This is a genomic window from Serratia grimesii NBRC 13537 (genome assembly GCF_001590905.1).
In the GTDB taxonomy this organism is placed as follows: Bacteria; Pseudomonadota; Gammaproteobacteria; order Enterobacterales; family Enterobacteriaceae; genus Serratia; species Serratia grimesii.
The window spans coordinates 1-23,169 of sequence record NZ_BCTT01000003.1; the positions used below are offsets into that span (position 1 = coordinate 1).

Annotated in this window: 22 protein-coding genes and 1 other RNA gene; 13 read left to right on the forward strand and 10 right to left on the reverse strand. The window is 51.3% G+C overall.

Annotated elements, in window-relative coordinates:
* The first annotated feature begins 46 nt into the window (after positions 1-46).
* The 4 genes from SGR01S_RS02325 to SGR01S_RS02340 all read left to right on the forward strand — a co-directional run bounded on the left by SGR01S_RS02325 (position 47) and on the right by SGR01S_RS02340 (position 2,324).
* Positions 47-173: non-coding RNA, RtT sRNA (locus tag SGR01S_RS02325), on the forward strand.
* Positions 174-395: 222 nt separating this feature from the next.
* Entirely contained in the window at positions 396-968 is a 573-nt protein-coding gene (locus SGR01S_RS02330) for an LOG family protein (RefSeq protein ID WP_037427044.1), read from the forward strand.
* 102 nt (positions 969-1,070) lie between these two features.
* Positions 1,071-1,877, forward strand: a complete 807-nt coding sequence (gene xthA / locus SGR01S_RS02335; protein ID WP_061806418.1) for an exodeoxyribonuclease III — start codon at positions 1,071-1,073, stop codon at positions 1,875-1,877.
* A 45-nt stretch (positions 1,878-1,922) separates the two neighbouring features.
* A complete protein-coding gene (locus tag SGR01S_RS02340) occupies positions 1,923-2,324 on the forward strand; it encodes a pyrimidine (deoxy)nucleoside triphosphate diphosphatase (protein WP_061806419.1) in 402 nt (133 codons plus the stop codon).
* Between the two features lie 17 nt (positions 2,325-2,341).
* Here the strand turns inward: SGR01S_RS02340 and SGR01S_RS02345 are convergent, their stop codons facing one another.
* The 5 genes from SGR01S_RS02345 to SGR01S_RS02365 form a co-directional block, all read right to left on the reverse strand.
* The gene (locus SGR01S_RS02345) at positions 2,342-2,635 is read right to left on the reverse strand and encodes a YnjH family protein (RefSeq protein WP_061806420.1); all 294 of its coding nucleotides are present in this window, start codon (positions 2,633-2,635) and stop codon (positions 2,342-2,344) included.
* The gene (locus SGR01S_RS02350; RefSeq protein WP_061806421.1) at positions 2,632-4,557 is read right to left on the reverse strand and encodes a DNA topoisomerase III; all 1,926 of its coding nucleotides are present in this window, start codon (positions 4,555-4,557) and stop codon (positions 2,632-2,634) included. Before SGR01S_RS02350 ends, SGR01S_RS02345 begins: the two co-directional genes overlap by 4 nt.
* Positions 4,557-5,675, reverse strand: a complete 1,119-nt coding sequence (gene mnmH, locus SGR01S_RS02355) for a tRNA 2-selenouridine(34) synthase MnmH (RefSeq protein ID WP_061806422.1) — start codon at positions 5,673-5,675, stop codon at positions 4,557-4,559. The genes SGR01S_RS02350 and mnmH overlap by 1 nt, the downstream gene beginning before the upstream one ends.
* On the reverse strand, positions 5,675-6,718 hold the full coding sequence (selD, locus tag SGR01S_RS02360) for a selenide, water dikinase SelD (protein ID WP_061806423.1): 1,044 nt from the start codon (positions 6,716-6,718) through the stop codon (positions 5,675-5,677). The genes mnmH and selD overlap by 1 nt, the downstream gene beginning before the upstream one ends.
* 156 nt (positions 6,719-6,874) lie before the next feature.
* Positions 6,875-7,426, reverse strand: a complete 552-nt coding sequence (locus SGR01S_RS02365; protein ID WP_037419683.1) for an NAD(P)H nitroreductase — start codon at positions 7,424-7,426, stop codon at positions 6,875-6,877.
* A gap of 160 nt (positions 7,427-7,586) precedes the next feature.
* Between SGR01S_RS02365 and sppA the strand changes: the two genes are divergently transcribed.
* From sppA to chiD, 4 genes are all read left to right on the forward strand, one after another.
* Entirely contained in the window at positions 7,587-9,443 is a 1,857-nt protein-coding gene (gene sppA, locus SGR01S_RS02370; RefSeq protein ID WP_037419686.1) for a signal peptide peptidase SppA, read from the forward strand.
* 93 nt (positions 9,444-9,536) lie between these two features.
* On the forward strand, positions 9,537-10,553 hold the full coding sequence (gene ansA / locus SGR01S_RS02375; protein WP_037419689.1) for an asparaginase: 1,017 nt from the start codon (positions 9,537-9,539) through the stop codon (positions 10,551-10,553).
* 23 nt (positions 10,554-10,576) lie between these two features.
* Entirely contained in the window at positions 10,577-11,209 is a 633-nt protein-coding gene (gene pncA / locus SGR01S_RS02380) for a bifunctional nicotinamidase/pyrazinamidase (RefSeq protein WP_061806424.1), read from the forward strand.
* A gap of 228 nt (positions 11,210-11,437) precedes the next feature.
* Entirely contained in the window at positions 11,438-12,718 is a 1,281-nt protein-coding gene (gene chiD, locus SGR01S_RS02385) for a chitinase ChiD (protein WP_061806425.1), read from the forward strand.
* Positions 12,719-12,756: 38 nt separating this feature from the next.
* Here chiD and SGR01S_RS02390 read toward each other — a convergent pair whose 3' ends face one another.
* Together SGR01S_RS02390 and msrB are read right to left on the reverse strand one after the other, a co-directional pair.
* Positions 12,757-13,029 (reverse strand): YeaC family protein, encoded by a 273-nt coding sequence (locus SGR01S_RS02390; protein WP_061806426.1) that lies wholly within the window; start codon positions 13,027-13,029, stop codon positions 12,757-12,759.
* Between the two features lie 63 nt (positions 13,030-13,092).
* Positions 13,093-13,506, reverse strand: coding sequence for a peptide-methionine (R)-S-oxide reductase MsrB (gene msrB, locus SGR01S_RS02395; protein WP_037419703.1), 414 nt, complete (start codon positions 13,504-13,506; stop codon positions 13,093-13,095).
* A gap of 348 nt (positions 13,507-13,854) precedes the next feature.
* On the opposite strand from msrB, the gene gapA reads away from it, so the two are divergent.
* Both gapA and SGR01S_RS02405 read left to right on the forward strand, forming a co-directional pair.
* Positions 13,855-14,850 carry a glyceraldehyde-3-phosphate dehydrogenase gene (gene gapA, locus SGR01S_RS02400; protein WP_012145453.1) on the forward strand — a complete coding sequence of 332 codons (996 nt, stop codon included), beginning with the start codon at positions 13,855-13,857 and terminating at the stop codon, positions 14,848-14,850.
* Between the two features lie 78 nt (positions 14,851-14,928).
* Positions 14,929-15,804 carry a D-hexose-6-phosphate mutarotase gene (locus SGR01S_RS02405; protein ID WP_061806427.1) on the forward strand — a complete coding sequence of 292 codons (876 nt, stop codon included), beginning with the start codon at positions 14,929-14,931 and terminating at the stop codon, positions 15,802-15,804.
* A 115-nt stretch (positions 15,805-15,919) separates the two neighbouring features.
* On the opposite strand, the gene SGR01S_RS02410 is transcribed toward SGR01S_RS02405, so the two are convergent.
* The gene (locus SGR01S_RS02410; RefSeq protein ID WP_061806428.1) at positions 15,920-16,684 is read right to left on the reverse strand and encodes a MipA/OmpV family protein; all 765 of its coding nucleotides are present in this window, start codon (positions 16,682-16,684) and stop codon (positions 15,920-15,922) included.
* A gap of 428 nt (positions 16,685-17,112) precedes the next feature.
* Between SGR01S_RS02410 and yeaG the strand changes: the two genes are divergently transcribed.
* The 3 genes from yeaG (at position 17,113) to SGR01S_RS02425 (ending at position 21,900) form a co-directional block, all read left to right on the forward strand.
* The gene (gene yeaG, locus SGR01S_RS02415; RefSeq protein ID WP_037419709.1) at positions 17,113-19,047 is read left to right on the forward strand and encodes a protein kinase YeaG; all 1,935 of its coding nucleotides are present in this window, start codon (positions 17,113-17,115) and stop codon (positions 19,045-19,047) included.
* A gap of 179 nt (positions 19,048-19,226) precedes the next feature.
* On the forward strand, positions 19,227-20,495 hold the full coding sequence (locus SGR01S_RS02420) for a YeaH/YhbH family protein (RefSeq protein WP_037419712.1): 1,269 nt from the start codon (positions 19,227-19,229) through the stop codon (positions 20,493-20,495).
* An 829-nt stretch (positions 20,496-21,324) separates the two neighbouring features.
* Positions 21,325-21,900, forward strand: coding sequence for a type 1 glutamine amidotransferase family protein (locus SGR01S_RS02425; protein ID WP_061806429.1), 576 nt, complete (start codon positions 21,325-21,327; stop codon positions 21,898-21,900).
* Positions 21,901-21,939: 39 nt separating this feature from the next.
* On the opposite strand, the gene SGR01S_RS02430 is transcribed toward SGR01S_RS02425, so the two are convergent.
* Positions 21,940-22,602, reverse strand: coding sequence for an anti-sigma factor (locus SGR01S_RS02430; RefSeq protein ID WP_061806430.1), 663 nt, complete (start codon positions 22,600-22,602; stop codon positions 21,940-21,942).
* Complete coding sequence (locus SGR01S_RS02435; RefSeq protein ID WP_061806431.1) at positions 22,599-23,159, reverse strand: RNA polymerase sigma factor; 561 nt, start codon at positions 23,157-23,159, stop codon at positions 22,599-22,601. The genes SGR01S_RS02430 and SGR01S_RS02435 overlap by 4 nt, the downstream gene beginning before the upstream one ends.
* Positions 23,160-23,169: the final 10 nt, after the last annotated feature.

The window sequence follows — 23,169 nt, forward strand, 5'->3', positions numbered from 1 at the left end:
CCTTTTTATATATCCCCCAAAATCAAATCAAACCTGACAGCATCCATATCACCCCTTACCGGGAAGGATGAGAAGCTTCGACAAGGTTCGAGTCTCATGCAATGAGACAACGCGCTTCAGCGCGGCCCACAGGGTAAGGAGTGCAACGACGAGTAATCCTTCCCCCACCACCATCCTTGTATGCCCCCCAGATTTAAATCAAATTTGAATGCTCCATATAACTCCCAAACGGGAAGGATGCGAAACGTCCAGTATTACACTGTAAATATTTCCCTTCAGCCTCTCAGATTTATCATTTATCAATTCCCTTAACCATTCAGCAGATCCTCAACTTGAACTCCGGCTAACAATTCGCTATACCACTGACTTCTTTAATGCAGTAAGGAAAGAAGTGCATGCGTAACAATATCTGCGTTTTTTGTGGCGCCAGTGAAGGCGTTAACCCTGCTTATGCCGATAACGCACGGCAGTTGGGCCAAATACTTGCCGCTCAAGGCCGACGCTTAATCTATGGCGGCGGTAAGAAAGGATTAATGGGCATTGTGGCTGATGCCGTGCTGGCCGCCGGTGGCGAGGCCATTGGCATCATTCCTGAACGATTGGTAGAAGCAGAAACTGCACACCGTGGCCTGACTGAGCTGGAAGTCGTACCCGACATGCACACGCGTAAAGCCCGCATGGCAGCCCTGGCAGATGGTTTTATCGCATTGCCCGGTGGCATAGGCACGCTGGAAGAGTTGTTCGAAATCTGGACCTGGGGACAGATCGGTTACCACAGCAAACCGGTCGGCCTGCTGGATGTAAACGGTTTTTATCGCCCGTTAAACGGTTTCTTGCAGCATGTGGCCGATCAAGGCTTTATGCGTCATGACTACCTCAACACCCTGCACATCAGTGACTCTGCGCAGACCTTGCTGCAGCAGTTCGACGATTACCAACCAAAGACTTACGATCGCTGGGCGAAATAACACAGCACGCCGCTGGCGGCCATTGCCGCTGGCCTGCGTTACATTTCTGGCTAAACTCTGCTACTATCTCAACACATTTTTCTCGTAAAAACGGCATCGCTCATGAAGTTTGTCTCTTTTAATATCAATGGACTGCGTGCGCGTCCGCACCAACTGGCCGCCATCATCGAACAGCACCAGCCTGACGTGATTGGTCTGCAAGAAACAAAAGTTCACGATGACATGTTCCCTCTGGAAGAGGTCAGCCAGTATGGTTATCACGTGTTCTATCACGGCCAAAAAGGCCACTACGGTGTAGCGCTGTTGACTAAAGAAAAACCGCTCGCCGTACGTCGTGGTTTCCCGACCGACGAAGAGGACGCACAGCGCCGTATCATTATGGCCGATCTGGCGACGCCTCAAGGCACACTGACGGTGATCAATGGTTATTTCCCTCAGGGTGAAAGCCGCGACCATCCCATCAAGTTCCCCGCCAAAACACGCTTCTATCAGGACTTGCAGAACTACCTGGAACAGCAAATGTCGGTAGACTCCCCCGTCCTGGTGATGGGTGATGTGAATATCAGTCCAAGTGATTATGATATCGGCATCGGCGAAGAAAGCCGCAAGCGTTGGCTGCGGACCGGTAAGTGCTCGTTCTTGCCGGAAGAGCGTGAATGGATGGACCGCCTGCTGAACTGGGGTCTGGTAGATACCTACAGACATGCAAACCCAGAACGTAACGATGAATTTTCATGGTTCGACTACCGTTCACGCGGTTTCGATGAAAACCGAGGTCTGCGTATCGATCTGCTGTTGGCCAGCACGCCACTGGCTGCACGTTGCACCGCAACCGGGATCGATTATCAGATCCGCGGAATGGAGAAACCCTCGGATCATGCCCCGGTCTGGGCGGAATTCTCGCTGTAATTAACTCAACCCCGGCCATTGCCGGGGTTTCTCTATGTGGTACAGATGAAAACAATCGATGTCGTCGCTGCCATCATTGAAAAGAATGGCAAAATTCTCTTGGCGCAACGCGATGCCAGTAGCGATCAAGCTGGTCTGTGGGAATTTCCCGGTGGGAAGGTCGAAGCGGGTGAAAGCCAGCCACAAGCACTGGCACGTGAACTGGATGAAGAATTGGGGATTATCGCCAGCGTCGGCAACTACGTTGCCAGCAACCAGTGGCAGCAAAGCGAACGCACGATCCGTCTGCATGCCTGGCGTATTGAAGCGTATAGCGGTGAATTACAAAATCGCTGTCATTCCAACTTTGTGTGGGTAACGCCGGAGCAGGCGTTTGACTATCCTCTGGCCCCGGCTGATGTACCGTTATTAGGCGCCTATATCACTGCGCGGCAGACAGAAACTTAACCATAAGCGTTACGATGTCACTTCTTTAATCGCACCCAGACCAAGGGATTGGTCCCAATCACATTGGGATCACGTACGCACTGCAGCGTTTCCCCTTCTACCTTGAGCACTGCACCTTCAGAATAGTTTTGATTCTGATAAATACAACAGCGGCTGCAAGGTTGTACCGCAGGCTGGGCGGCAGCACTTTTCGCCGTGCCCCAAATTTCCGGAGATACCGGCACAACGACATCCACGTCGCCACGATGGGCCGTTGCTGCAGCGGAAAATAGCAGTGTGCCAGTCGCCAGCATCAGTAACCTGTGATTCATTCACTCTTCTCCCGCGCCTTACCGGCGCTTTTTTTACGTTTCTTCGCCCCGGAGGAAGGTGACGGCGGCAACCCGCGAAACGCCATACTCGCCCGGCTCTGCTTGGCCTGATAAATCAGCTCCTGCAAAGTACCTACCAGAGGTTGCATAAAGTCCTGATAGCGACAGGATTTTTCACTGATTTGCGTCAGTGTAGCTTCCCAGTTAGCCGTCATATCAGGACGGGCAGCAATATCCGGCAACGAATGGATCAATGCACGACCCGTTTCACTAGAGTGAATATAACGTCCCTTTTTATACAAAAATGCCCGCTTGAACAGTAATTCAATGATCCCCGCGCGCGTGGCCTCGGTTCCTAAACCATCGGTCGCTCGCAGGATTTTCTTTAGCGCTTTATCCTGAACGAAACGCGCAATACCTGTCATGGCGGAAAGCAGACTGGCGTCGGTGAACGGCCTTGGGGGTTGGGTCTGACGCTCAACCACCTCACCGCGCTCACACAACAGTTCGTCATCTTTTGCCACCACCGGCAACGGTGCGCCTTCGTTTTCTTCATCACGCTCTTTACTGCCCAATAACGTCCGCCACCCTGCCTCTGCCAAAAAACGTGCCTTGGCAATAAACTTGCCACCAGCAATATCCAGCTCAATCACACACTTGCGGAACATAGCGTCCGGGCAAAATTGCATCAAATATTGACGCGCAACTAACCCGTAAACATTCAATTCGTCCTGACTGAGGTTCACCTTACTGGCACGGGCGGTAGGAATAATGGCGTGGTGAGCATCCACCTTCTTGTCGTCCCAACAACGATTACGACGATCGCTATCGATCACCGGCTGTGGGTAAAGATCTGGTTGATGAACACTGATGGCGTTTAAGACCGAATGACGTCCGGCGAAATGTTCTTCCGGGAGGTACCGACAATCGGAACGTGGGTAGGTGATCAACTTATGGGTTTCATACAACCGCTGACATACATCCAGCACCTGTTGCGCGCTCAGGTTAAAGCGTTTAGACGCTTCAATCTGTAAGGTCGACAGAGAAAACGGCAACGGTGCAGTATCTGATTCCCGTTTATCATTATAAGATGTCACCAGCGCCGGCTGGCCTTCGATACGCTTGAGCACATGCTCTGCCAATGGCCGATGCAGCAAGCGCCCCTCTTCGTCCTGATAAGGCTCACAGGACTCGCTGGGTTGCCAGAGAGCGACAAAACGCTCCTCTTTTGGCGTCACAATGTGTGCTTTCACTTCGAAGAAGTCTTTCGACACAAAGTTTTCAATCTCTTCATCACGCCGAACCACTAGCCCCAATACCGGCGTTTGCACCCGTCCAACAGACAGCACGCCATCATAACCAGCATTGCGCCCCAAAATAGTGTAGGCGCGGGTCATATTGATGCCATACAACCAATCAGCACGTGAACGAGCCAATGCGGAAACGCACAGTGGGATAAAGTCGCGGTTATCACGTAACCGTTCAATAGCGCGTTCTACCGCTTGCGGGTTGAGATCGTTAATCAGGCAACGGCGAACACTTTGACGTTTTTCCGGCGTCAGTGCCAAATAGTCCAGCACTTCGTCCACCAGCAACTGGCCCTCGCGATCGGGGTCACCAGCATGCACGACTTCGTCGGCGTCCTGTAACAGCTTTTTAATGGCATTAAGCTGTTTGCTCACCGAAGGTCGTGGCTGCAATTGCCACTTCTCAGGAATAATTGGCAGGTCAGCCAGCGACCAACGCGCATAACGGCTGTCATAGGCATCGGGTTGCGCTTGCTCTAATAAATGACCCACACACCAGGTGACCACATCATTGTTACCACAAGTGATAAACCCGTCGCCGCGGCGATGCGGTTTGGGAAGTACGTCGGCAATGGCGCGCGCCAAACTCGGTTTTTCGGCAATAAACAGTCGCATTATTCACCGTTATTCTGGCTGTACGTCATCAGGAAATCTCTTACTTCAGCATAATTCCCGCGGAAGACAATTCGCTGGGATTTCTTTTCCAATTGATAGTGATACATCGGATCGTAGTAATGCTGCAACAACAACACCAGCCACTCCTGATGTCCATCACTATTACCGCTGGCATATTGGCTCTGTAATGCCCATTCCAGGCGCTGCGTCAGCTGTTGGAAACGTTCCATCCCCAAGCGACGGCGAATGGCAAACAGGCCGTGATGCAGATACTCACCGTATTTATGCCAACCCAGCTCTGCCCCATAAACCTGTTCAAATTCGAGCCGCATGCGGTCAATGTATTCGTGCTGCAACCGTGCCAATCGCACCTCAAAGGGGTCGTCTATCACCGCCACAGGTGCTTGCTGCATACGGTTGAAGATGGGTAATGGCAGATTATTGCTGCCGATAATACGCCCTTCATCCTCCAGTACCCAGCGGCGGCAGCCACCATGCTGTTTTTTCAGCAATAACACAGCCAGACGATTCTCAAAATCAATCTGAGTGCTTTGATCCACGAGCGTTCGGCCAAAAGATGAACCGCGATGGTGTGCGGCACCTTCCAGATCGACCCCATCGGCCAGTTCATTGATTAACAGCGTTTTACCGCTCCCGGTATTGCCACCGATCAACACCATTGGCAATTCGGCGCTCTGCTCCAGCGTAGTGAGCAAGAAATTGCGCAGCGCCTTATAGCCGCCTGTAATACGTGGGTAGGCAACGCCAGCTTCACGCAGCCACTGCTGTACCAATTGTGAACGCAGACCACCACGGAAACAGTAAATATACCCTTCTGGCCATTGAGCGCATTGCGCCAGCCATGCCGCTGTTCGTTCTTCACGTAGTCTGCCCGTAACCAGGCTGTGACCCAATGCAATTGCAGCCTGCTGCCCCTGCTGCTTGTAACAGGTGCCGACCGCTTGCCGTTCTTCATCATTCATTAACGGCAAATTCATTGCATTGGCGAACGCGCCCTGCTGAAACTCAACAGGGGCACGCACATCTATCAGCGGAATATCTTGCAAAAAAATACGGCGATAGTCTTGGGTATCCACCCGCTCTAGCGTTACGGACACTACACAACCTCTATCAATGGCTTAGCCGGCACTGGCGCATGGAGTTCACCAATAGCCTGGAGTTGAATACCATGACGTTCGGCAATGGCCAACACCTGCGGTTCCGCCGCCGGTAACACAGCCAATAACAAGCCACCAGAAGTTTGCGGATCGCACAGCAGTTGACGCTGTAAATCGGTCATTTCACCGACCAAATTGCCATAACTGTCAAAGTTACGCCCCGTGCCACCCGGCACGCACCCTTCGGCGATATAACGTTCGATGTCCGGCAGCTTCGGCACCTGATCAAACCATACCGTTGCCTGTAGGCCTGAGCCCTGGCAAACCTCACTCAGATGTCCCAGCAGACCGAAGCCCGTGACATCGGTCATCGCCGTCACACCCTCGACGTCGGCAAAATCCGCGCCAGGTTTGTTTAGTTGGCACATGACTTCGGTTGCCAGTCCTTCATGTTCAGGACGTAGTTTGCTCTTCTTCTCGGCAGTGGTCAGAACACCAATACCCAACGGCTTGGTCAGGTACAGTTTGGCTCCAGCCTGAGCGGCACTGTTTTTCTTCACCCGTTCAGTATTAACAATACCGGTGACCGCCAGACCAAAAATAGGCTCAGGCGCATCAATAGAATGGCCGCCAGCCAGAGCAATACCCGCCTGTTGGCAAGCATAGCGCCCACCGTCGATCACCTGTTGTGCCACTTCCGGCGGCAGCGTGGCAATCGGCCAGCCAAGAATAGCAATCGCCATGATCGGCTTTCCACCCATGGCATAGACATCGCTGATCGCATTCGTCGCGGCAATACGGCCAAAATCAAACGGGTTATCGACGATTGGCATAAAAAAGTCGGTGGTGCTGATAATGCCAACACCGTTACCAATGTCATACACCGCCGCATCGTCACGAGTTTCATTGCCAACCAACAAACTCGGATCGACAAATTTCTCCCGCTCACTGTGCAGAATAGTTTCGAGAACTTTCGGTGAGATTTTACAACCACAGCCAGCGCCATGGCTGTACTGGGTTAAACGGATCGCTGGCGATGACATATACCACTCCCTTCGGTTAACGGCATTCAAGATATCATAGGGTAGCGCTTGCCGACGGGATTGGTAAGAGCAGGTTGTCGATAACCGAACAGCCTGCTCAGAAACAACACAGAATGGCGGGATTTAGTGCATTTTTTCCGCAACCCGCGCAGGGGATCAGAAATAGCTGACGAATGGAGTGCTGTCTGGAGCGATCACTTTGGTAGACGCTTTTAGCTGAGGTGTGCCCAAATACAGGAATCCAACAATTTCATCCTGTTCGCGGCAACCAAAAGCGTCACGAACCAAAGGATGTTCGGTCCAGGCACCCGTGCGCCAGATACCGTTAAACCCCTGAGCCAATGCGGCCATCTGCATTGCCTGTACCGCACAACCGGCGGATACAACCTGCTCCCAACGCGGTACCTTGGTTTCTTCGGTGCAATGCGCCACCACAGTGATAATCAATGGAGCACGAAATGGTGCCTTTGTCGCTTTTTCTATCGCGGCATCATCCATTTCGTCTTGTTTTGCAGCAGCTTGTAACAATTGGCTAAAACGCTCCAGCCCCTGATCTTCGATCATCACGAAACGCCATGGTTGCAAAGCACCGTGGTCTGGCGCCCGCAGACCTGCGTTAATGATATTCTGACGAACCTCACCTGTAGGCGCAGGGGCCGCGAGGCGTGACGCAGAACGGCGATTCAGTAAAAGATCCAGTGCATCCATCGTAAACTCCTGATAACAATTTTCATTACGATCACGTTAACATAGCTAAACGGCGAGTGACAGTCTCGGCATTACCCTCTGTGACCCACGATTTAAAGCTGACATTTCCTCGCCCGCTCATTAGGATAGCGGAACATTCTCGACTCTTGTTGGAGAGCACATGCGCACATTGTGGCAAATCATTGCCGGCGTTTTTAGGTGGACATGGCGTCTGCTGAACTTTATCAGGGAACTTATCCTCAATCTGTTCCTGGTGTTACTGATCTTGGTTGGGGTGGGTATTTATCTGTCGTTCCAGAGCTCAACCACCCCAGCCGTCCCTACTCGCGGGGCATTACTGGTGGATCTGAGCGGCGTGGTCGTTGACCAGCCTTCAATGAACAACAAAGTGCGCCAATGGGGCCGCGAACTGCTGGGCGCTTCAAGCAATCGTCTGCAGGAAAACTCCCTGTTTGACGTCGTTGACAGTATCCGTAAGGCAAAAGACGATAAAAACATTACCGGCATGGTATTGCAGTTAAATGACTTTGCCGGAGCCGATCAGCCTTCGCTGCAGTATATCGGCAAAGCGCTGCGTGAATTCCGTGACAGCGGTAAACCGATCTTTGCCATCGGTGACAGCTATAACCAGACACAATATTATCTGGCCAGCTACGCCAACAAAGTTTACCTGTCACCGCAAGGTGCGGTCGATCTGCACGGGTTTGCTACCAACAACCTTTACTACAAGTCGTTGCTGGAAAAACTCAAGGTCACGACCAACATCTTCCGCGTTGGGACCTATAAGTCCGCCGTTGAACCGTTGATCCGTGATGATATGTCACCGGCAGCTCGAGAAGCTGACAGTCGCTGGATTGGGGGTCTATGGCAGAACTATCTGGAGACAGTAGCAGCTAACCGTCAGATCACGGCGCAACAGCTGTTCCCTGGGGCCGCAGGCGTGCTGAGCGGTATGCAGGCTGCCGGTGGTGATACGGCCAAGTATGCACTGGACAACAAGCTGGTCGATGAACTGGCGTCACGAACCGTCATCGAGAATCAACTGATCAAGACCTTCGGTTGGGACAAACAGGCGAATGATTTCAACGCCACCAGCATCTATGACTATCAGCCGAAACCTACACCAGATCAAGGCGGAAAAATCGCTGTGATCTTTGCCAATGGCGCAATCATGGATGGTCCGCAAACGCCGGGCGCCGTGGGTGGTGATACCACTGCATCAGAATTGCGTCAGGCACGACTGGACCCAGCTATCAAAGCCGTTATTTTCCGCGTTAATAGCCCAGGCGGCAGTGTCAGTGCGTCTGAAGTTATTCGCTCCGAATTGGCTGCTGTGCGTGCCGCTGGTAAGCCTGTAGTGGTCTCAATGGGCGGTATGGCTGCCTCAGGCGGTTATTGGGTCTCTACACCGGCGGACTACATCATCGCCAGCCCGAGTACCCTTACCGGCTCTATCGGCATCTTTGGGGTGATCAACACCTACGAGCAGACGCTGGACAGCATTGGCGTTCATACTGACGGCGTAGCAACCTCACCGTTGGCAGATTTGGCCGTCACCAAGGCGCTGCCACCAGAGTTCTCGCAGATGATGCAACTGAACATCGAAAAAGGTTATCAAAACTTTATCGATCTGGTCGCCAAATCCCGCAAAATGACACCGCAGCAGGTTGATCAGATTGCTCAGGGTCACGTGTGGCTGGGCAGCGATGCCAAGACCAATGGTCTGGTCGATCAACTGGGTGACTTCGACGACGCGGTGAAGAAAGCCGCCGAGCTGGCACAATTGAAACAGTGGCAGCTTAACTGGTTTGTTGATACCCCAAGCCTGACCGATATGGTCCTCAGTCAGTTTGGTGTATCTATTCACGCTATGCTGCCGGCGGCTATCCAGTCAATGCTACCTGCCCCGTTGGCGTCAGTAGCCATGGCGGTCAAAGAGCAACCAGGTTTATTCAATAATCTCAACGATCCACAAAACCGCTATGCCATCTGTTTGACCTGCGGAGAAGTCCGCTAACAAATTAATCCTCAGCCCGGCACCCGCCGGGCTTTTTTTCTGCGCTTATCCCCCTATAATTCAGCCCATCTAATTTCTGTTAAAACAATTACTATGCAAAAGAAATCGATTTACGTCGCCTACACCGGTGGCACCATCGGCATGCAGCGTTCTGAGCACGGCTACATCCCGGTTTCCGGCCATCTGCAACGTCAACTGGCCTTAATGCCAGAGTTCCACCGACCGGAAATGCCAGACTTCACCATTCATGAATACGCGCCGCTGATAGACTCCTCAGACATGACGCCAGAAGACTGGCAACATATTGCCGATGACATCAAACTGAATTACGACCGTTATGATGGCTTTGTGATCCTGCACGGTACCGACACCATGGCCTTCACCGCATCTGCGCTGTCGTTCATGCTGGAAAACCTGGCCAAGCCGGTGATTGTGACCGGCTCCCAAATCCCATTGGCGGAACTCCGTTCCGATGGCCAGACCAACCTATTGAATGCGCTTTATCTGGCTGCTAACCATCCAGTGAATGAAGTCAGCCTGTTCTTCAACAACAAATTGTTCCGAGGCAACCGCACCACTAAGGCGCATGCTGACGGTTTCGACGCCTTTGCTTCACCCAACCTGCCGCCACTGTTGGAAGCCGGTATTCATATCCGTCGCCAAAACGGCATCGATAGTCCGGCCTGCAACGGCGAACTCAAGGTTCATGACATCACGCCACAGCCGATCGGCGTAGTGACAATTTACCCAGGGATTTCCGGCGCTGTAGTGCGCAACTTCCTGCTGCAACCAGTGAAAGCATTGATACTTCGCTCTTACGGCGTGGGTAACGCACCACAAAAAGCAGAGTTGGTCGATGAATTGCGTGATGCTTCTGAACGCGGCATTGTGGTGGTAAACCTGACACAGTGCATCTCCGGAAGGGTAAACATGGAAGGTTATGCCACCGGTAATGCCTTGGCCCATGCCGGCGTCATCAGCGGATTCGACATGACCGTTGAGGCCGCCTTGACCAAGCTGCATTATCTTCTGAGCCAACCGCTAACACCGGAACAAATCCGCAGCCAAATGCAGCAGGATCTGCGTGGTGAGCTGAGCATTAGCGGTTAACGATTCCACACCACGGAGTAGAAATGAAAACAGCCTTGTTGCTTATCGATTTGCAAAACGACTTTTGTCCCGGTGGCGCGCTGGCGGTGGCGGAAGGCGATGCCGTGATCGCCGTAGCCAATAAGGCCATAGCGGCCTGTAGCGCTCGCGGTGAGCCGGTGGTCGCTAGCCAGGATTGGCACCCCGCCAATCACCGCAGCTTTGCCGTCAATGCCAATGCACAGGTTGGAACCCTGGGTGAACTCGAAGGTTTACCTCAGGTCTGGTGGCCAGTGCACTGCGTGCAGGAAAGTCAGGGTGCCGAGTTTCATCCACAACTAGAGCAACAACGTATTAATGCCGTGTTCCGTAAAGGCCAAAATACAGGCATCGATAGCTACAGCGCTTTTTTCGATAACGGGCACCGTTCACACACTGAACTGAACGCGTGGCTGAAAGCGCAGAACGTCACTCACCTTGCCATCATGGGACTAGCGACTGACTACTGTGTGAAATTTAGCGTGCTGGATGCACTGGCGCTGGGGTATCAGACGTCGGTGATTATCGATGGTTGCCGCGGTGTTAATTTACAGCCAGACGACAGCCAGAAAGCCTTTCAGGCCATGCAAGAGGCCGGAGCGCAACTTGTGACATTGTCACAGATTCTCTCGCAATGATGCAAACGGGCGTGAAGCACGCCCGTATCCTCTCCGTTTGAAACCTCGATATCGCTCACATTCCGACCATTCTCCTGTGATTACATCTTGTTCGCATGCAGTGCTTTTGCTGTTATGAACAGTGATGCATTGCATCAATGAGTTATACGCATCCGGGGCCCATTGAGCCCGGCTTTATGTTACCGCCTTAGGCGGTTTCGGTCGGCCTTGCCGACCAAAGGAGATGACATGGCATTAACCCGTAAGCTGCTGCCTTTACTGGTAGCGGTACAGCTTGGTATGGCTGGAACCAGCATGGCTCACGCTGCTTCTTATCTGTCCGTTGGTTATTTCAACGGTGGGGGTGACGTTACTGCAGGCCCCGGTGGCGATATCAATAAGCTGGACGTCACGCAAATCACCCACCTCAATTACTCATTCGGTCTGATCTACAACGACGAGAAACAGGAAACCAATCCGGCACTCAGAGATCCCGCTCGTCTGCACCAAATTTATCTGTCACCCAAAGTGATGGCCGATCTGCACTTGCTGCCCGTTCTTCGTAAGCAAAACCCTGAACTGAAAGTGTTGCTGTCCGTTGGTGGCTGGGGTGCTCGCGGGTTCTCCGGTGCTGCTGCAACACCTGAAAGCCGTGCCGTTTTTATTCGTTCGGTACAGCAAGTCATTAAGCAATATCACCTGGACGGAATCGACCTCGATTGGGAGTACCCGGTGAACGGTGCCTGGGGCTTGGTAGAAAGTCAGCCGGCGGATCGCGCTAACTTCACCCTCTTGCTGGGGGAACTGCATAAGGCTCTGGACAAAGGCAAATTGCTGACCATCGCCGTCGGCGCCAACGTGAAAAGTCCGCAGGAATGGGTGGATGTTAAGGGCATTGCGCCCTACCTCGACTACATCAACCTGATGACCTATGACATGGCGTACGGCACCCAATACTTCAACTCTAACCTGTATGACTCCAAACAGTGGCCGACTGTCGCTGCCGCCGACCGTTACAGCGCCAATTTTGTCGTGGATAACTATTTGGCCGCAGGGTTAAAGCCCGCGCAATTGAACCTGGGTATTGGTTTCTATGGCCGGGTACCAAAACGGGCGACAGAACCGGGTATAGATTGGGACAAGCCAGACGCGGCTAAAAACCCAGTCACCCAACCCTATTTCACTGCCCGTGAAATTGCCGTGTTCAAGTCCATGGGCTTGGATCTGACCAAGGACAGCTATTTCAAATACAACGATATCGTCAGCAAACTGTTAAACGATCCGCAGCGGCGCTTCACCGCACATTGGGACAGCGATGCTCAGGTCCCTTATCTGACGATGAAATCTGCCGAAGGCAAGCCGCTATTCGCTATTTCGTACGAAAACCCGCGCTCGGTTGAACTCAAAGCGGACTACATCAAAAGCAAAGGGCTGGGGGGCGCGATGTTCTGGGAATATGGTGCAGATGACAATAACCGGTTGGCACATCAACTGGCGGAATCACTGGGAATTAATAACGTGAAAAGTTAAATCAACGGGGCGATGGCAGCATCGCCCCGCTGTCAGATTTACTGCGGCTTTAACTTGACCAGCGGTTCTGCAATGAACTGCTGTTTCAGTTCTTGCTTACTCTTCATCACTATCTGGCCGTCAGTGCCGATGCTCATATGCTGCGGATCAGTATTGTGCAATGACTGCCACAGCATCACTGCCTGCAGGCTATTTTCTTTCTGTTCCGGGGTCAACGCGACACCATCCTGCCATTTACCCAATTCAACCGCCAATACCAGGCGTTGATAGATTTCCGGCGTCATCGCGGCAATCAGATCTTTCACGTCCATCAGAGCACTTCCTCACTCGTGGAAGAATAATTAGCTGAATCGATTTTTCTAACTGAATAATCGTTAGCCTGCCGTTTTTTCACCGTTCTCGCCGTCGGTAAAGCTAAGCGACGCGGAATTAACACAAAAACGTTCGCCGGTCGGTTGCGGGCCATCCGGGAAAACATGCCCCAAATGCGCATCACAATGACCACAGCGAATTTCAACGCGATGCATATTGTGCGTATTATCATCAAGATAACGAATAGCATCGTCAGATACCGGCTCATAGAAGCTTGGCCAGCCACAACCGGAGTCATACTTGCTGTCGGAGTAGAACAGCGGCTGGTTACAGCACAGACAATGGTACACGCCCTCGCGTTTGTTGTGCAGTAATTTACCGGAATACGGAGCCTCAGTACCACGCTCTTGGGTCACATAACGTTGGATTTCATTCAGTTCCGTGCCCGGATGGTCAGGGGTTGTCTCTTTAGCCATTTGTGCGATTCTCTGAATGTGGATAATGTCAACGAAAACAATGAGTAATAATAACAAAAAATTAACAACACTGCAGCGGTTTTTGGCCTAAACTGTAGCCCATAAAGGTCACGCCATAACGATATGTGATACCGATCACATATATTAAACAGGCTGACTTTATACTTAGCGGTTTGACCCCATATAACGGATGAGGCCGAACGCAAACGGAATGTGCAATAAGCACTCAAACCAGCGTCCCAGGTTTGATTTGCAGCAAGAATTGACACGATTCCGCTTGACGCTTGGTAAGGTTTTTGTAATTTTACAAGCAACCTTTTATTCACTAACAAATAGCTGGTGGAATATATGACTATCAAAGTAGGTATCAACGGTTTTGGCCGTATCGGTCGCATTGTTTTTCGTGCTGCTCAAGAACGTTCTGACATCGAAATCGTTGCAATCAACGACCTGTTAGACGCAGAGTACATGGCTTACATGCTGAAATATGACTCTACTCACGGCCGCTTCAACGGCACTGTAGAAGTTAAAGACGGCCACCTGGTTGTTAACGGCAAAACCATCCGTTGTACCTCAGAAAGAGATCCGGCTAACCTGAAGTGGAACGAAGTCAACGTTGACGTCGTTGCTGAAGCAACAGGCCTGTTCCTGACTGACGAAACTGCACGTAAACACATCGCTGCAGGCGCTAAGAAAGTTGTTCTGACTGGCCCATCCAAAGACGACACTCCAATGTTCGTTATGGGTGTGAACCACAAATCCTACGCAGGTCAGGAAATCGTTTCTAACGCTTCTTGTACCACCAACTGCCTGGCACCACTGGCTAAAGTTATCAACGACAAGTTCGGTATCGTTGAAGCGCTGATGACCACTGTGCATGCAACTACCGCAACTCAGAAAACTGTTGATGGCCCGTCTCACAAAGACTGGCGCGGCGGCCGCGGCGCATCCCAAAACATCATCCCTTCTTCTACCGGTGCAGCTAAAGCTGTAGGTAAAGTTATCCCAGAACTGAACGGTAAACTGACCGGTATGGCGTTCCGCGTTCCAACTCCGAACGTGTCTGTGGTTGACCTGACTGCTCGTCTGGCTAAACCAGCTTCTTACAAAGAAATCTGTGCTGCTATTAAAGCCGCTTCTGAAGGCGAGCTGAAAGGCGTGCTGGGCTACACCGAAGACGAAGTAGTTTCTACCGATTTCAACGGTGAAACTCTGACTTCTGTATTCGATGCTAAAGCCGGTATTGCACTGAGCGACACCTTCGTGAAACTGGTTTCTTGGTACGACAACGAAACTGGCTATTCCAACAAGGTTCTGGATCTGATCGCTCACATCTCCAAATAATGGATTGATGTTAAGTGATGATGAGGGCGACATTTGTGTCGCCCTTTTTTGTTTCTACGGCGAACAAAAGGCAATCTGATGAACGAAAAGATTTTCACCCTACCCGTTACCGAACAAATTTCACCTTACATCAGCCAACGTCAGCTCGACGAACTGCCTGTGGTGGTGGTTTCCCACCCCAAAGTACGCGCAGCAATCTCATTGCAAGGTGCGCATCTGTTAGCTTGGCAACCTAGCGGTGCAAAACCGGCTATTTGGCTGAGCAACAGCACGCCGTTTAAAAAAGGAAATGCCATCCGTGGTGGCGTACCTATTTGCTGGCCCTGGTTTGGTCCGGTGGCAAAACCCTCACACGGTTTCGCCCGCAATCAGCCATGGGGTCTAACGGCGCATGACGAAGACGAAAACGGTGTCATCCTGACATTCACACTGAAAGATAATGAGCAAACTCGCAGCTTATGGCCACACGCTTTTACACTGATTGCCCGCTTCAAATTGGGTGAAGAGTGTGAAATCGAACTGGAATCCCATGGCGACTATCAGGCAACCGCTGCACTGCACACGTATTTCCAGATCGGTGATATTGAACAGGTTAAAGTCGCCGGTCTCGGTGAGTCGTATATCGATAAGGTAGCTGGCGGCTCAGAAGCACGTCAGGTGGGCGATGTGACCTTCGTTGGGCAAACTGACCGGGTTTATACCAAACCAGATGCATTCAGCCTAATCAAGGACGCATCGCTACAACGCACCATTGAAGTTCATCACCACCATATGAGTGATGTGATTGCCTGGAACCCAGGTGTGGAGCTTTCTTGCAGCATGGCAGATATGCCGAATGACGGTTATAAAACCATGGTTTGTGTGGAAACCGGTCGCGTCAGTAAACCCCTGGTTGCCGCAGGTGAGCAACCGGCTCGGTTGGCAGTGACCTTCCGCATCCGTCACACCCTGTAGTCTCTGTAAGCGCGGTCAATACAACCTTTTTGAACCGCTGCACCACAGATGTGCAAAAGGGGCGTTAACGCCCCTTTATGATGCATACGATGCACAAATATTGTGCAGCGACTGATTAGAAGCTGTATTTCACGCCCGTCATCAACACGCCGGTGTAAGATTTATCCACCATTGGGCTGTCTTTTACTTCACTAGCCAGACGGATGTAACGCCCCATAAAGAAAGCATCCCAATCTTTGTTGATTTGATAGTTGGCGCTCAGCTCAACATACGGCGCCCAGCTATCGCTTGGGGTGTAGCTATCCAGACCACTACGACGAGATTCGTTTTCACTGACGCCATAGTAATATTTGTTCTGGTTTTTGCTGCTCCACGACACACCGGCACCCGGTACCAGCGTGAAATCGCCCAGATCAAATTTATACAGATAGGCAAAATCACCCACCATACCGTTGCTGTAATTCAGCGTGTCGCCAGTAAAGGTGGTGCGCAGAATGCCCCACTTCGCGAAATGCGAATAAGCCAAACCAGCCATCAGCGTGCCGCGACGCTTGTCCAACTGCTTCATGCGATCGTCATCACTGTCACCTGGGCGATAGCCCAACGGTGAGAAGTAGCCCATCAGACTCAGTTGATTTTCCTGATCTTTCCACAGGTAATAACCGGCGGTCAGCGTACGGAAGTAGAAGTCGTCACCTTCATAATTAATAACGGGTACCGGATACACGCGGTCCTGATAACCACGATACGGGTCCGGACTAACCAGTGCGGAAGCACCGAGTGACCAAGTTCCAGCCTGAGCACTTTGCGCACAAACCATTGCGGAAGCGATAATTGCTAGCGTTTTGAGTTGAAAAATCTTCACTGGTTCTTTTTCCATAAATAACAGAGTTAATAGCAGGCTTAGTTTATGTGAAAACTTCGTTACGCGCTGAATCTTTACAATGGAAAACGACTAAGATCGAATAACTTAGAACAGAAATATGAATTAATCATGGCAGAACAGTGACGTTTTTTGCCGCAGGCCGCGCCAGACAAGGCATTTGATACGCCTGTAATAACTGAGTCATTGATATGACTTAAAAAAAGCTTTTTATGACGCAGGAAATTTTCTGGTATGCAAACTAAGCTTAAATCAGAAGGTGAATGAATCCTGAGCCAGTGGCAATACAGCGCAACTCGCGATTATAAGCGCACCAAGTTGGCATACGGGTTGCTGTACTCAGGGATAACTTCTTCTTTCGGGGGCCAAAAGACTATCACTAGCTCCCTTTAACCTGTGCTAATAACGAAAGGACGGGCATCGCCATGAACATATTTGACCACTATCGCCAGCGCTACGAAGCTGCCAAGGACGAAGAGTTCACACTGCAGGACTTTCTTACCATTTGCCGGCAAGATCGCAGTGCATATGCCAATGCGGCCGAACGTCTGCTGATGGCTATCGGTGAACCAGTTATGGTCGACACCGCGCTTGAGTCGCGCATGTCTCGCCTGTTCTCCAACCGCGTGATCGCACGCTATCCAGCATTCGAAGAGTTCTACGGCATGGAAGAAGCTATCGAACAGATAGTCTCTTATCTGAAACATGCCGCGCAGGGGCTCGAAGAGAAAAAACAAATTCTTTACCTGTTGGGCCCTGTGGGCGGCGGGAAATCATCGTTGGCGGAACGCCTGAAAGCGCTGATGCAGCTCGTACCGATTTACACACTGAGTGCCAACGGTGAACGCAGCCCGGTCAACGATCATCCGCTGTGCCTGTTTAACCCGCAGGAAGATGCCAATATTCTGGAAAAAGAATATAACATCCCGAATCGTTATCTCGGCACCATCATGTCCCCGTGGGCGGCAAAACGCCTGCATGAATTTGGCGGCGATATCACCAAATTCAAAGTGGTGAAAGTACGCCCTTCCATCCTGGAGCAGATCGCCATCGCCAAAACGGAACCGGGTGATGAGAACAACCAGGATATCTCTGCGCTGGTCGGTAAAGTGGATATCCGCAAGCTGGAAAACCACGCTCAGAACGATCCTGATGCTTATGGCTATTCCGGCGCCCTTTGCCGTGCTAACCAAGGGATCATGGAGTTCGTAGAGATGTTCAAAGCACCGATCAAGGTGCTGCACCCTCTGTTGACTGCCACCCAGGAAGGTAACTACAACGGTACCGAGGGGATTTCTGCCCTGCCGTTCAACGGCATTATTCTGGCCCACTCCAACGAATCCGAATGGGTGACCTTCCGTAACAACAAGAACAACGAGGCCTTCCTGGACCGTGTTTATATCGTCAAGGTCCCGTACTGCCTGCGCGTGTCGGAAGAGATAAAAATCTACGACAAACTGCTGGATCACAGCGAACTGACCCATGCCCCATGCGCCCCTGGCACACTGGAAACACTGGCACGCTTTACCGTACTTTCACGCATGAAAGAGCCTGAAAACTCGAGCATTTATTCTAAGATGCGCGTCTATGATGGCGAAAGCCTCAAGGATACCGATCCGAAAGCCAAGTCGTATCAGGAGTACCGCGATTATGCGGGGGTTGATGAAGGCATGAACGGCTTGTCCACCCGTTTTGCATTTAAAATCCTCTCAAGGGTATTCAACTTTGATCACGCGGAGGTCGCCGCTAACCCGGTACACCTGTTCTACGTACTGGAGCAACAAATCGAACGTGAGCAGTTCCCGCAGGATTTGTCAGAGAAATACCTGGAACATCTGAAAGGCTATCTGATCCCGAAATACGCCGAATTTATCGGTAAAGAGATTCAGACAGCTTATCTGGAATCCTACTCGGAATACGGCCAGAACATTTTTGACCGCTACGTGACTTATGCAGATTTCTGGATCCAGGATCAAGAGTACCGTGATCCGGATACTGGACAGCTGTTCGATCGCGAGTCCTTGAATGCTGAACTGGAGAAAATCGAAAAACCAGCTGGCATCAGTAACCCGAAAGACTTCCGCAACGAAATAGTCAACTTCGTGCTGCGTGCCCGGGCTAATAATAGTGGTCGTAACCCTAACTGGACCAGCTATGAGAAGCTGCGTACCGTGATAGAGAAGAAAATGTTCTCGAACACCGAAGAGTTACTGCCGGTTATTTCGTTTAACGCTAAAACCTCAACGGATGAGCAGAAGAAACACGACGACTTCGTCGACCGTATGATGGAAAAAGGCTACACCCGCAAGCAAGTGCGTCTGTTGTGTGAATGGTATCTGCGGGTCAGGAAGTCTTCATAACGTCTATGTCCAAGATAATTGGAGTTGTATCAGCGGCAACTGAGCCCATCCCCAGGAGCGTACAAAGAGTACGTGACCTGGGGAAACCACCAAAGATACAGCCTCAAATATGACGGATATAATGAGAATTAGCGTCATGGAGATGGCATAGAAAGTTGGCAACGTCGTTTGGGGGATGTATGGCGTATTTTATTGACCGACGGCTTAATGGCAAAAACAAGAGCATGGTTAACCGCCAGCGTTTCTTGCGCCGTTACAAGTCGCAAATCAAACAGTCGATTGCCGAAGCCATCAACAAGCGTTCGGTCACCGACGTAAACAGCGGGGAATCCATCTCGATCCCCACTGGTGATATCAACGAACCGATGTTTCATCAGGGTCGCGGTGGCACACGCCACCGTGTTCATCCTGGTAACGACCACTTTGTACAGAATGATCGCGTCGAACGCCCTCAGGGCGGTGGAGGCGGTGGCAGCGGTCAGGGCAATGCCAGCCAAGACGGTGAAGGCGAGGACGAATTCGTCTTCCAAATCTCCAAGGACGAATATCTTGACCTGTTATTTGAAGATCTGGCCCTGCCGAACCTGAAAAAGAATCAGTATAAGCAGCTCACCGAGTACAAAACCCATCGGGCCGGTTATACGGCCAACGGCGTGCCAGCCAATATTAGCGTAGTGCGTTCGCTACAAAATTCACTGGCACGACGCACTGCGATGACCGCTGGCAAACGACGCGCGTTACATGCGTTGGAGGACGAACTCACCCAGATGGAAAACACCGAGCCGGTGCAACTGTTGGAAGAGGAACGACTCCGCAAAGAAATTGCTGAATTGCGCAAAAAAATCGAAAGCGTGCCCTTTATCGATACGTTTGATTTGCGTTACAAAAACTATGAGCGCCGACCCGAACCTTCTAGCCAGGCGGTTATGTTCTGCCTGATGGATGTTTCCGGCTCCATGGACCAGGCCACCAAGGACATGGCGAAGCGTTTCTATATCCTGCTCTATTTGTTCCTGAGCAGAACCTATAAAAACGTTGATGTGGTGTATATCCGCCACCATACGCAAGCGAAAGAAGTGGATGAACAGGAGTTCTTCTATTCACAAGAGACCGGTGGGACCATTGTTTCCAGTGCGTTGAAACTGATGAATGAAGTCGTTGAAGAGCGTTATGACCCGGCGCAATGGAACATCTATGCTGCACAGGCGTCAGATGGTGACAACTGGGCAGATGACTCACCGTTGTGCCATGAACTGCTGGCAAAAAAACTACTGCCAATGGTGCGTTATTACAGCTACATCGAAATCACCCGCCGCGCCCACCAGACGCTGTGGCGTGAGTACGAAGACTTGCAGGCTAAATTCGAAAACTTTGCCATGCAGCATATCCGCGAACCGGATGATATCTACCCCGTATTTCGTGAGCTTTTTCACAAGCAGACTGCATGACTAACAATATGAATAACAGCCGGTTAATCTAATTGGCCGGCTGTTTTTTAGCAGAATAAATTGCTTAACGATATTCATACTCACTATCTCGATTGAACCCGTCCCCAACCCTGCCTCTTCGCAAATCAAAACAACAAGATAAAGACCATAGACTGAGTTACTTCACCTTGAAGGTAAAGCGCAGGCACGCTCGCTAAGGTAAATCCTAATTATCTCTTCTTTATCCAATGCTCATTGCGCAAGTTAGGAATAATCCTATTTAATGAATGGCCAAATTGCCATCTTAGGTGAGTGCTATGGAGTTCCTTCCAATTGCAATCATCGTCGTTTTGATCGCAGTTGTTGTATTTTCCTTTGTGATGTATTTGAAGCAAAGAAAGGTAAGTACTTTCAACACCAAGCGGAAACGACGCTAGGACGCCCCTCCACAAGGAAGTGGTCCCCCTTAACGCTTCTCCTACTGCCCTACCATTTTCTTCTCTACAACACATGCTATGATTTCGTTTGGATGAATACTGTGGAATTTTGTTGAGGATATTCTGATACCTGCACCATTTCGTCTTTTCCCCTTGTCGCTGAAATTTAGCTGCGCTACTGTCGCCATCTGGACACACACCACACCAAAATCAGAATAGAATCCAGTTTGTCGCTATCATCCCTTAATCCCGCCGCTGTGCGGGATTTTTTTGGTATCAACCTACACGAGTCAACGAGATAGCACGTCACTCACCCTACTGACAGAAATTGACAGTGGCAGCCTTTAAGCTTGGCACTCCTGCGAGGGATTCGACCTCGCTCTACACCAACAAATGCAGGGAGCTACACCCCAATGAAGCGCGCCATCACCGTTATTACTGACAATTTTTCCGATTGGGAAACAGCGTTAATCAACTCAACTTGCCGGGGTTATTATGGTTTCGATGTCCGCTTTGCGGCCCCACAAGGCGTCCCAGTCATCTCCTCCAGTGGAATGCTTGTGACACCGCAATTGCCAATCGAGGCCATCCCGCTGGACGAAATTGATTTATTAATCATTTGCGGTGGTACGGCATGGCAGACAGAACACGCACCGAATATCAGCAGTCTGGTGGCTGATGCACACCGTAAAAATATCGTTGTCGCAGGTATTTGCGATGGAACTCGCGTGTTGGCGCAAGCGGGTGTGCTTGATAACTGCCGTCATACCTCTAATTCGGCGGAAAACTTGTCGTCAGTATCAGGCTATCGGGGAGCAGCGTGCTATCAAGATGTACCTTATGCCGTGGCCGATCAGCGCGTTGTGACAGCGCCGGGGAGCGCCCCCGTCAGCTTTATGACAGAAATTTTAGCGATGTTGGGGATCAGCGACAGTAACATTCAGGCTTATCAGGCAATGCATGCGGCCGAGCACAGTAAGCCGGCTTAACCCGCTGGCGCGATGATCACCGAAAAAGTCCGTAAGCCACTAAAGTGAAACTAGCTGCCCAGCGTACAGAACTGGCCCTGTAGGCTGGCCAGTTGGCGAACCACCGGCTGGCTCCAGGCTGATGGCGATGGTCATTCCCCTGGCTAACTGAATCTGATCCAGTGTCAGTCTGGTCACGTCTTTTGCCGCAACCAAACCCAAAGACACCGGTTTTTCCCCGGCAGGTATCGCCCACAGTTGCAGACTGTTTGTCGCAGCAATTTGTTGCGGATTAATGGGGGTGAGTTGCAGATGCTTCACCGCTTTGTCCAGGCTCAAAATCCACTGCTCGCTACCAGTTTGCCCGCTACTCAGCACCAACGCAGGGGTAAACTCGGGTGTTTGTTCGATAAAACGCGGCACCAACACCACTGCGGCCAAACCGGCTGCGAGTGCCCAAGCAAGATAATCCCAGCGCCACCGGCGTTGGCGTGCTAAGGGTGGCAGGCTAAGCTGGATTTTCTTCCATACCCGTTCAGGCGGCGTGATCGGTATCAAGGCGTGATCGAGAGGAGCTAGCAACCGCTGCCAACGCGCCACCAATACGGCCAGCTCTGGTTCGTGGCGAATTCGCTGTTCCAGTTTGAATCTCGCCGGACCGCGCAGCGTGCCTAACGCATACTCCGCAGCCAGGGCTGAGTCGTACTCCCCCCGGTTTTTCATAATCCCACGCAGTCTTTTAGATGGTCGAGAGCTCGGCGGATCCAGCTTTTAACCGTGCCAAGCGGTTGTTGAAGATAAACGGAGACTTCACCGTGCGACATCCCCTGATAATAGGCAAGTACGATGCTTTGTCGCTGGTCGATGGGTAAATGCTCCAGACACGCCGAGAGCTTTTGTCCCTCTTGCGAACGCTGTAACGCCTCGGCGGGCTCAGCGAAACTGCCAACCTCAACATCAACATCAACAACCTCATCCTCACGTTCTGCCGCCTTCCCACCCGCACTGCGTAACCAGTCAATGGCACGGTTGCGTACAATGTGTGTCAGCCAGGTCAGTGGAGAACTGAGCTGCGGATCGTAACTGGCAGCCCGATTCCATACGCTGATGAAACTTTCATGTAACACTTCTTCTGCCCAGGATTGTCGCCTGAGAATACGCAAGGCAATGGCATACAAACGCGGCGATGTTTGGCGGTAGAGTTGCTCAAAAGCCTGACGATCGCCACGACCAATGGCTTTCATCATCGCCACATCATATTCTGGTAAGGGTTCAGTCATGTCCCATCCT

Coding starts and splice junctions, on each gene's coding strand:
- chiD (WP_061806425.1), top strand. CDS start 11,438: ATGGCATTAACCCGTAAGCTGCTGCCTTTACTGGTAGCGGTACAGCTT.
- ansA (WP_037419689.1), top strand. CDS start 9,537: ATGCAAAAGAAATCGATTTACGTCGCCTACACCGGTGGCACCATCGGC.
- SGR01S_RS02365 (WP_037419683.1), bottom strand. CDS start 7,426: ATGGATGCACTGGATCTTTTACTGAATCGCCGTTCTGCGTCACGCCTC.
- SGR01S_RS02435 (WP_061806431.1), bottom strand. CDS start 23,159: ATGACTGAACCCTTACCAGAATATGATGTGGCGATGATGAAAGCCATT.
- SGR01S_RS02340 (WP_061806419.1), top strand. CDS start 1,923: ATGAAAACAATCGATGTCGTCGCTGCCATCATTGAAAAGAATGGCAAA.
- xthA (WP_061806418.1), top strand. CDS start 1,071: ATGAAGTTTGTCTCTTTTAATATCAATGGACTGCGTGCGCGTCCGCAC.
- SGR01S_RS02425 (WP_061806429.1), top strand. CDS start 21,325: ATGAAGCGCGCCATCACCGTTATTACTGACAATTTTTCCGATTGGGAA.
- SGR01S_RS02405 (WP_061806427.1), top strand. CDS start 14,929: ATGAACGAAAAGATTTTCACCCTACCCGTTACCGAACAAATTTCACCT.
- pncA (WP_061806424.1), top strand. CDS start 10,577: ATGAAAACAGCCTTGTTGCTTATCGATTTGCAAAACGACTTTTGTCCC.
- gapA (WP_012145453.1), top strand. CDS start 13,855: ATGACTATCAAAGTAGGTATCAACGGTTTTGGCCGTATCGGTCGCATT.
- selD (WP_061806423.1), bottom strand. CDS start 6,718: ATGTCATCGCCAGCGATCCGTTTAACCCAGTACAGCCATGGCGCTGGC.
- SGR01S_RS02350 (WP_061806421.1), bottom strand. CDS start 4,557: ATGCGACTGTTTATTGCCGAAAAACCGAGTTTGGCGCGCGCCATTGCC.
- sppA (WP_037419686.1), top strand. CDS start 7,587: ATGCGCACATTGTGGCAAATCATTGCCGGCGTTTTTAGGTGGACATGG.
- yeaG (WP_037419709.1), top strand. CDS start 17,113: ATGAACATATTTGACCACTATCGCCAGCGCTACGAAGCTGCCAAGGAC.
- SGR01S_RS02390 (WP_061806426.1), bottom strand. CDS start 13,029: ATGGACGTGAAAGATCTGATTGCCGCGATGACGCCGGAAATCTATCAA.
- SGR01S_RS02330 (WP_037427044.1), top strand. CDS start 396: ATGCGTAACAATATCTGCGTTTTTTGTGGCGCCAGTGAAGGCGTTAAC.
- msrB (WP_037419703.1), bottom strand. CDS start 13,506: ATGGCTAAAGAGACAACCCCTGACCATCCGGGCACGGAACTGAATGAA.
- SGR01S_RS02420 (WP_037419712.1), top strand. CDS start 19,227: ATGGCGTATTTTATTGACCGACGGCTTAATGGCAAAAACAAGAGCATG.
- SGR01S_RS02410 (WP_061806428.1), bottom strand. CDS start 16,684: ATGGAAAAAGAACCAGTGAAGATTTTTCAACTCAAAACGCTAGCAATT.
- SGR01S_RS02345 (WP_061806420.1), bottom strand. CDS start 2,635: ATGAATCACAGGTTACTGATGCTGGCGACTGGCACACTGCTATTTTCC.
- SGR01S_RS02430 (WP_061806430.1), bottom strand. CDS start 22,602: ATGAAAAACCGGGGGGAGTACGACTCAGCCCTGGCTGCGGAGTATGCG.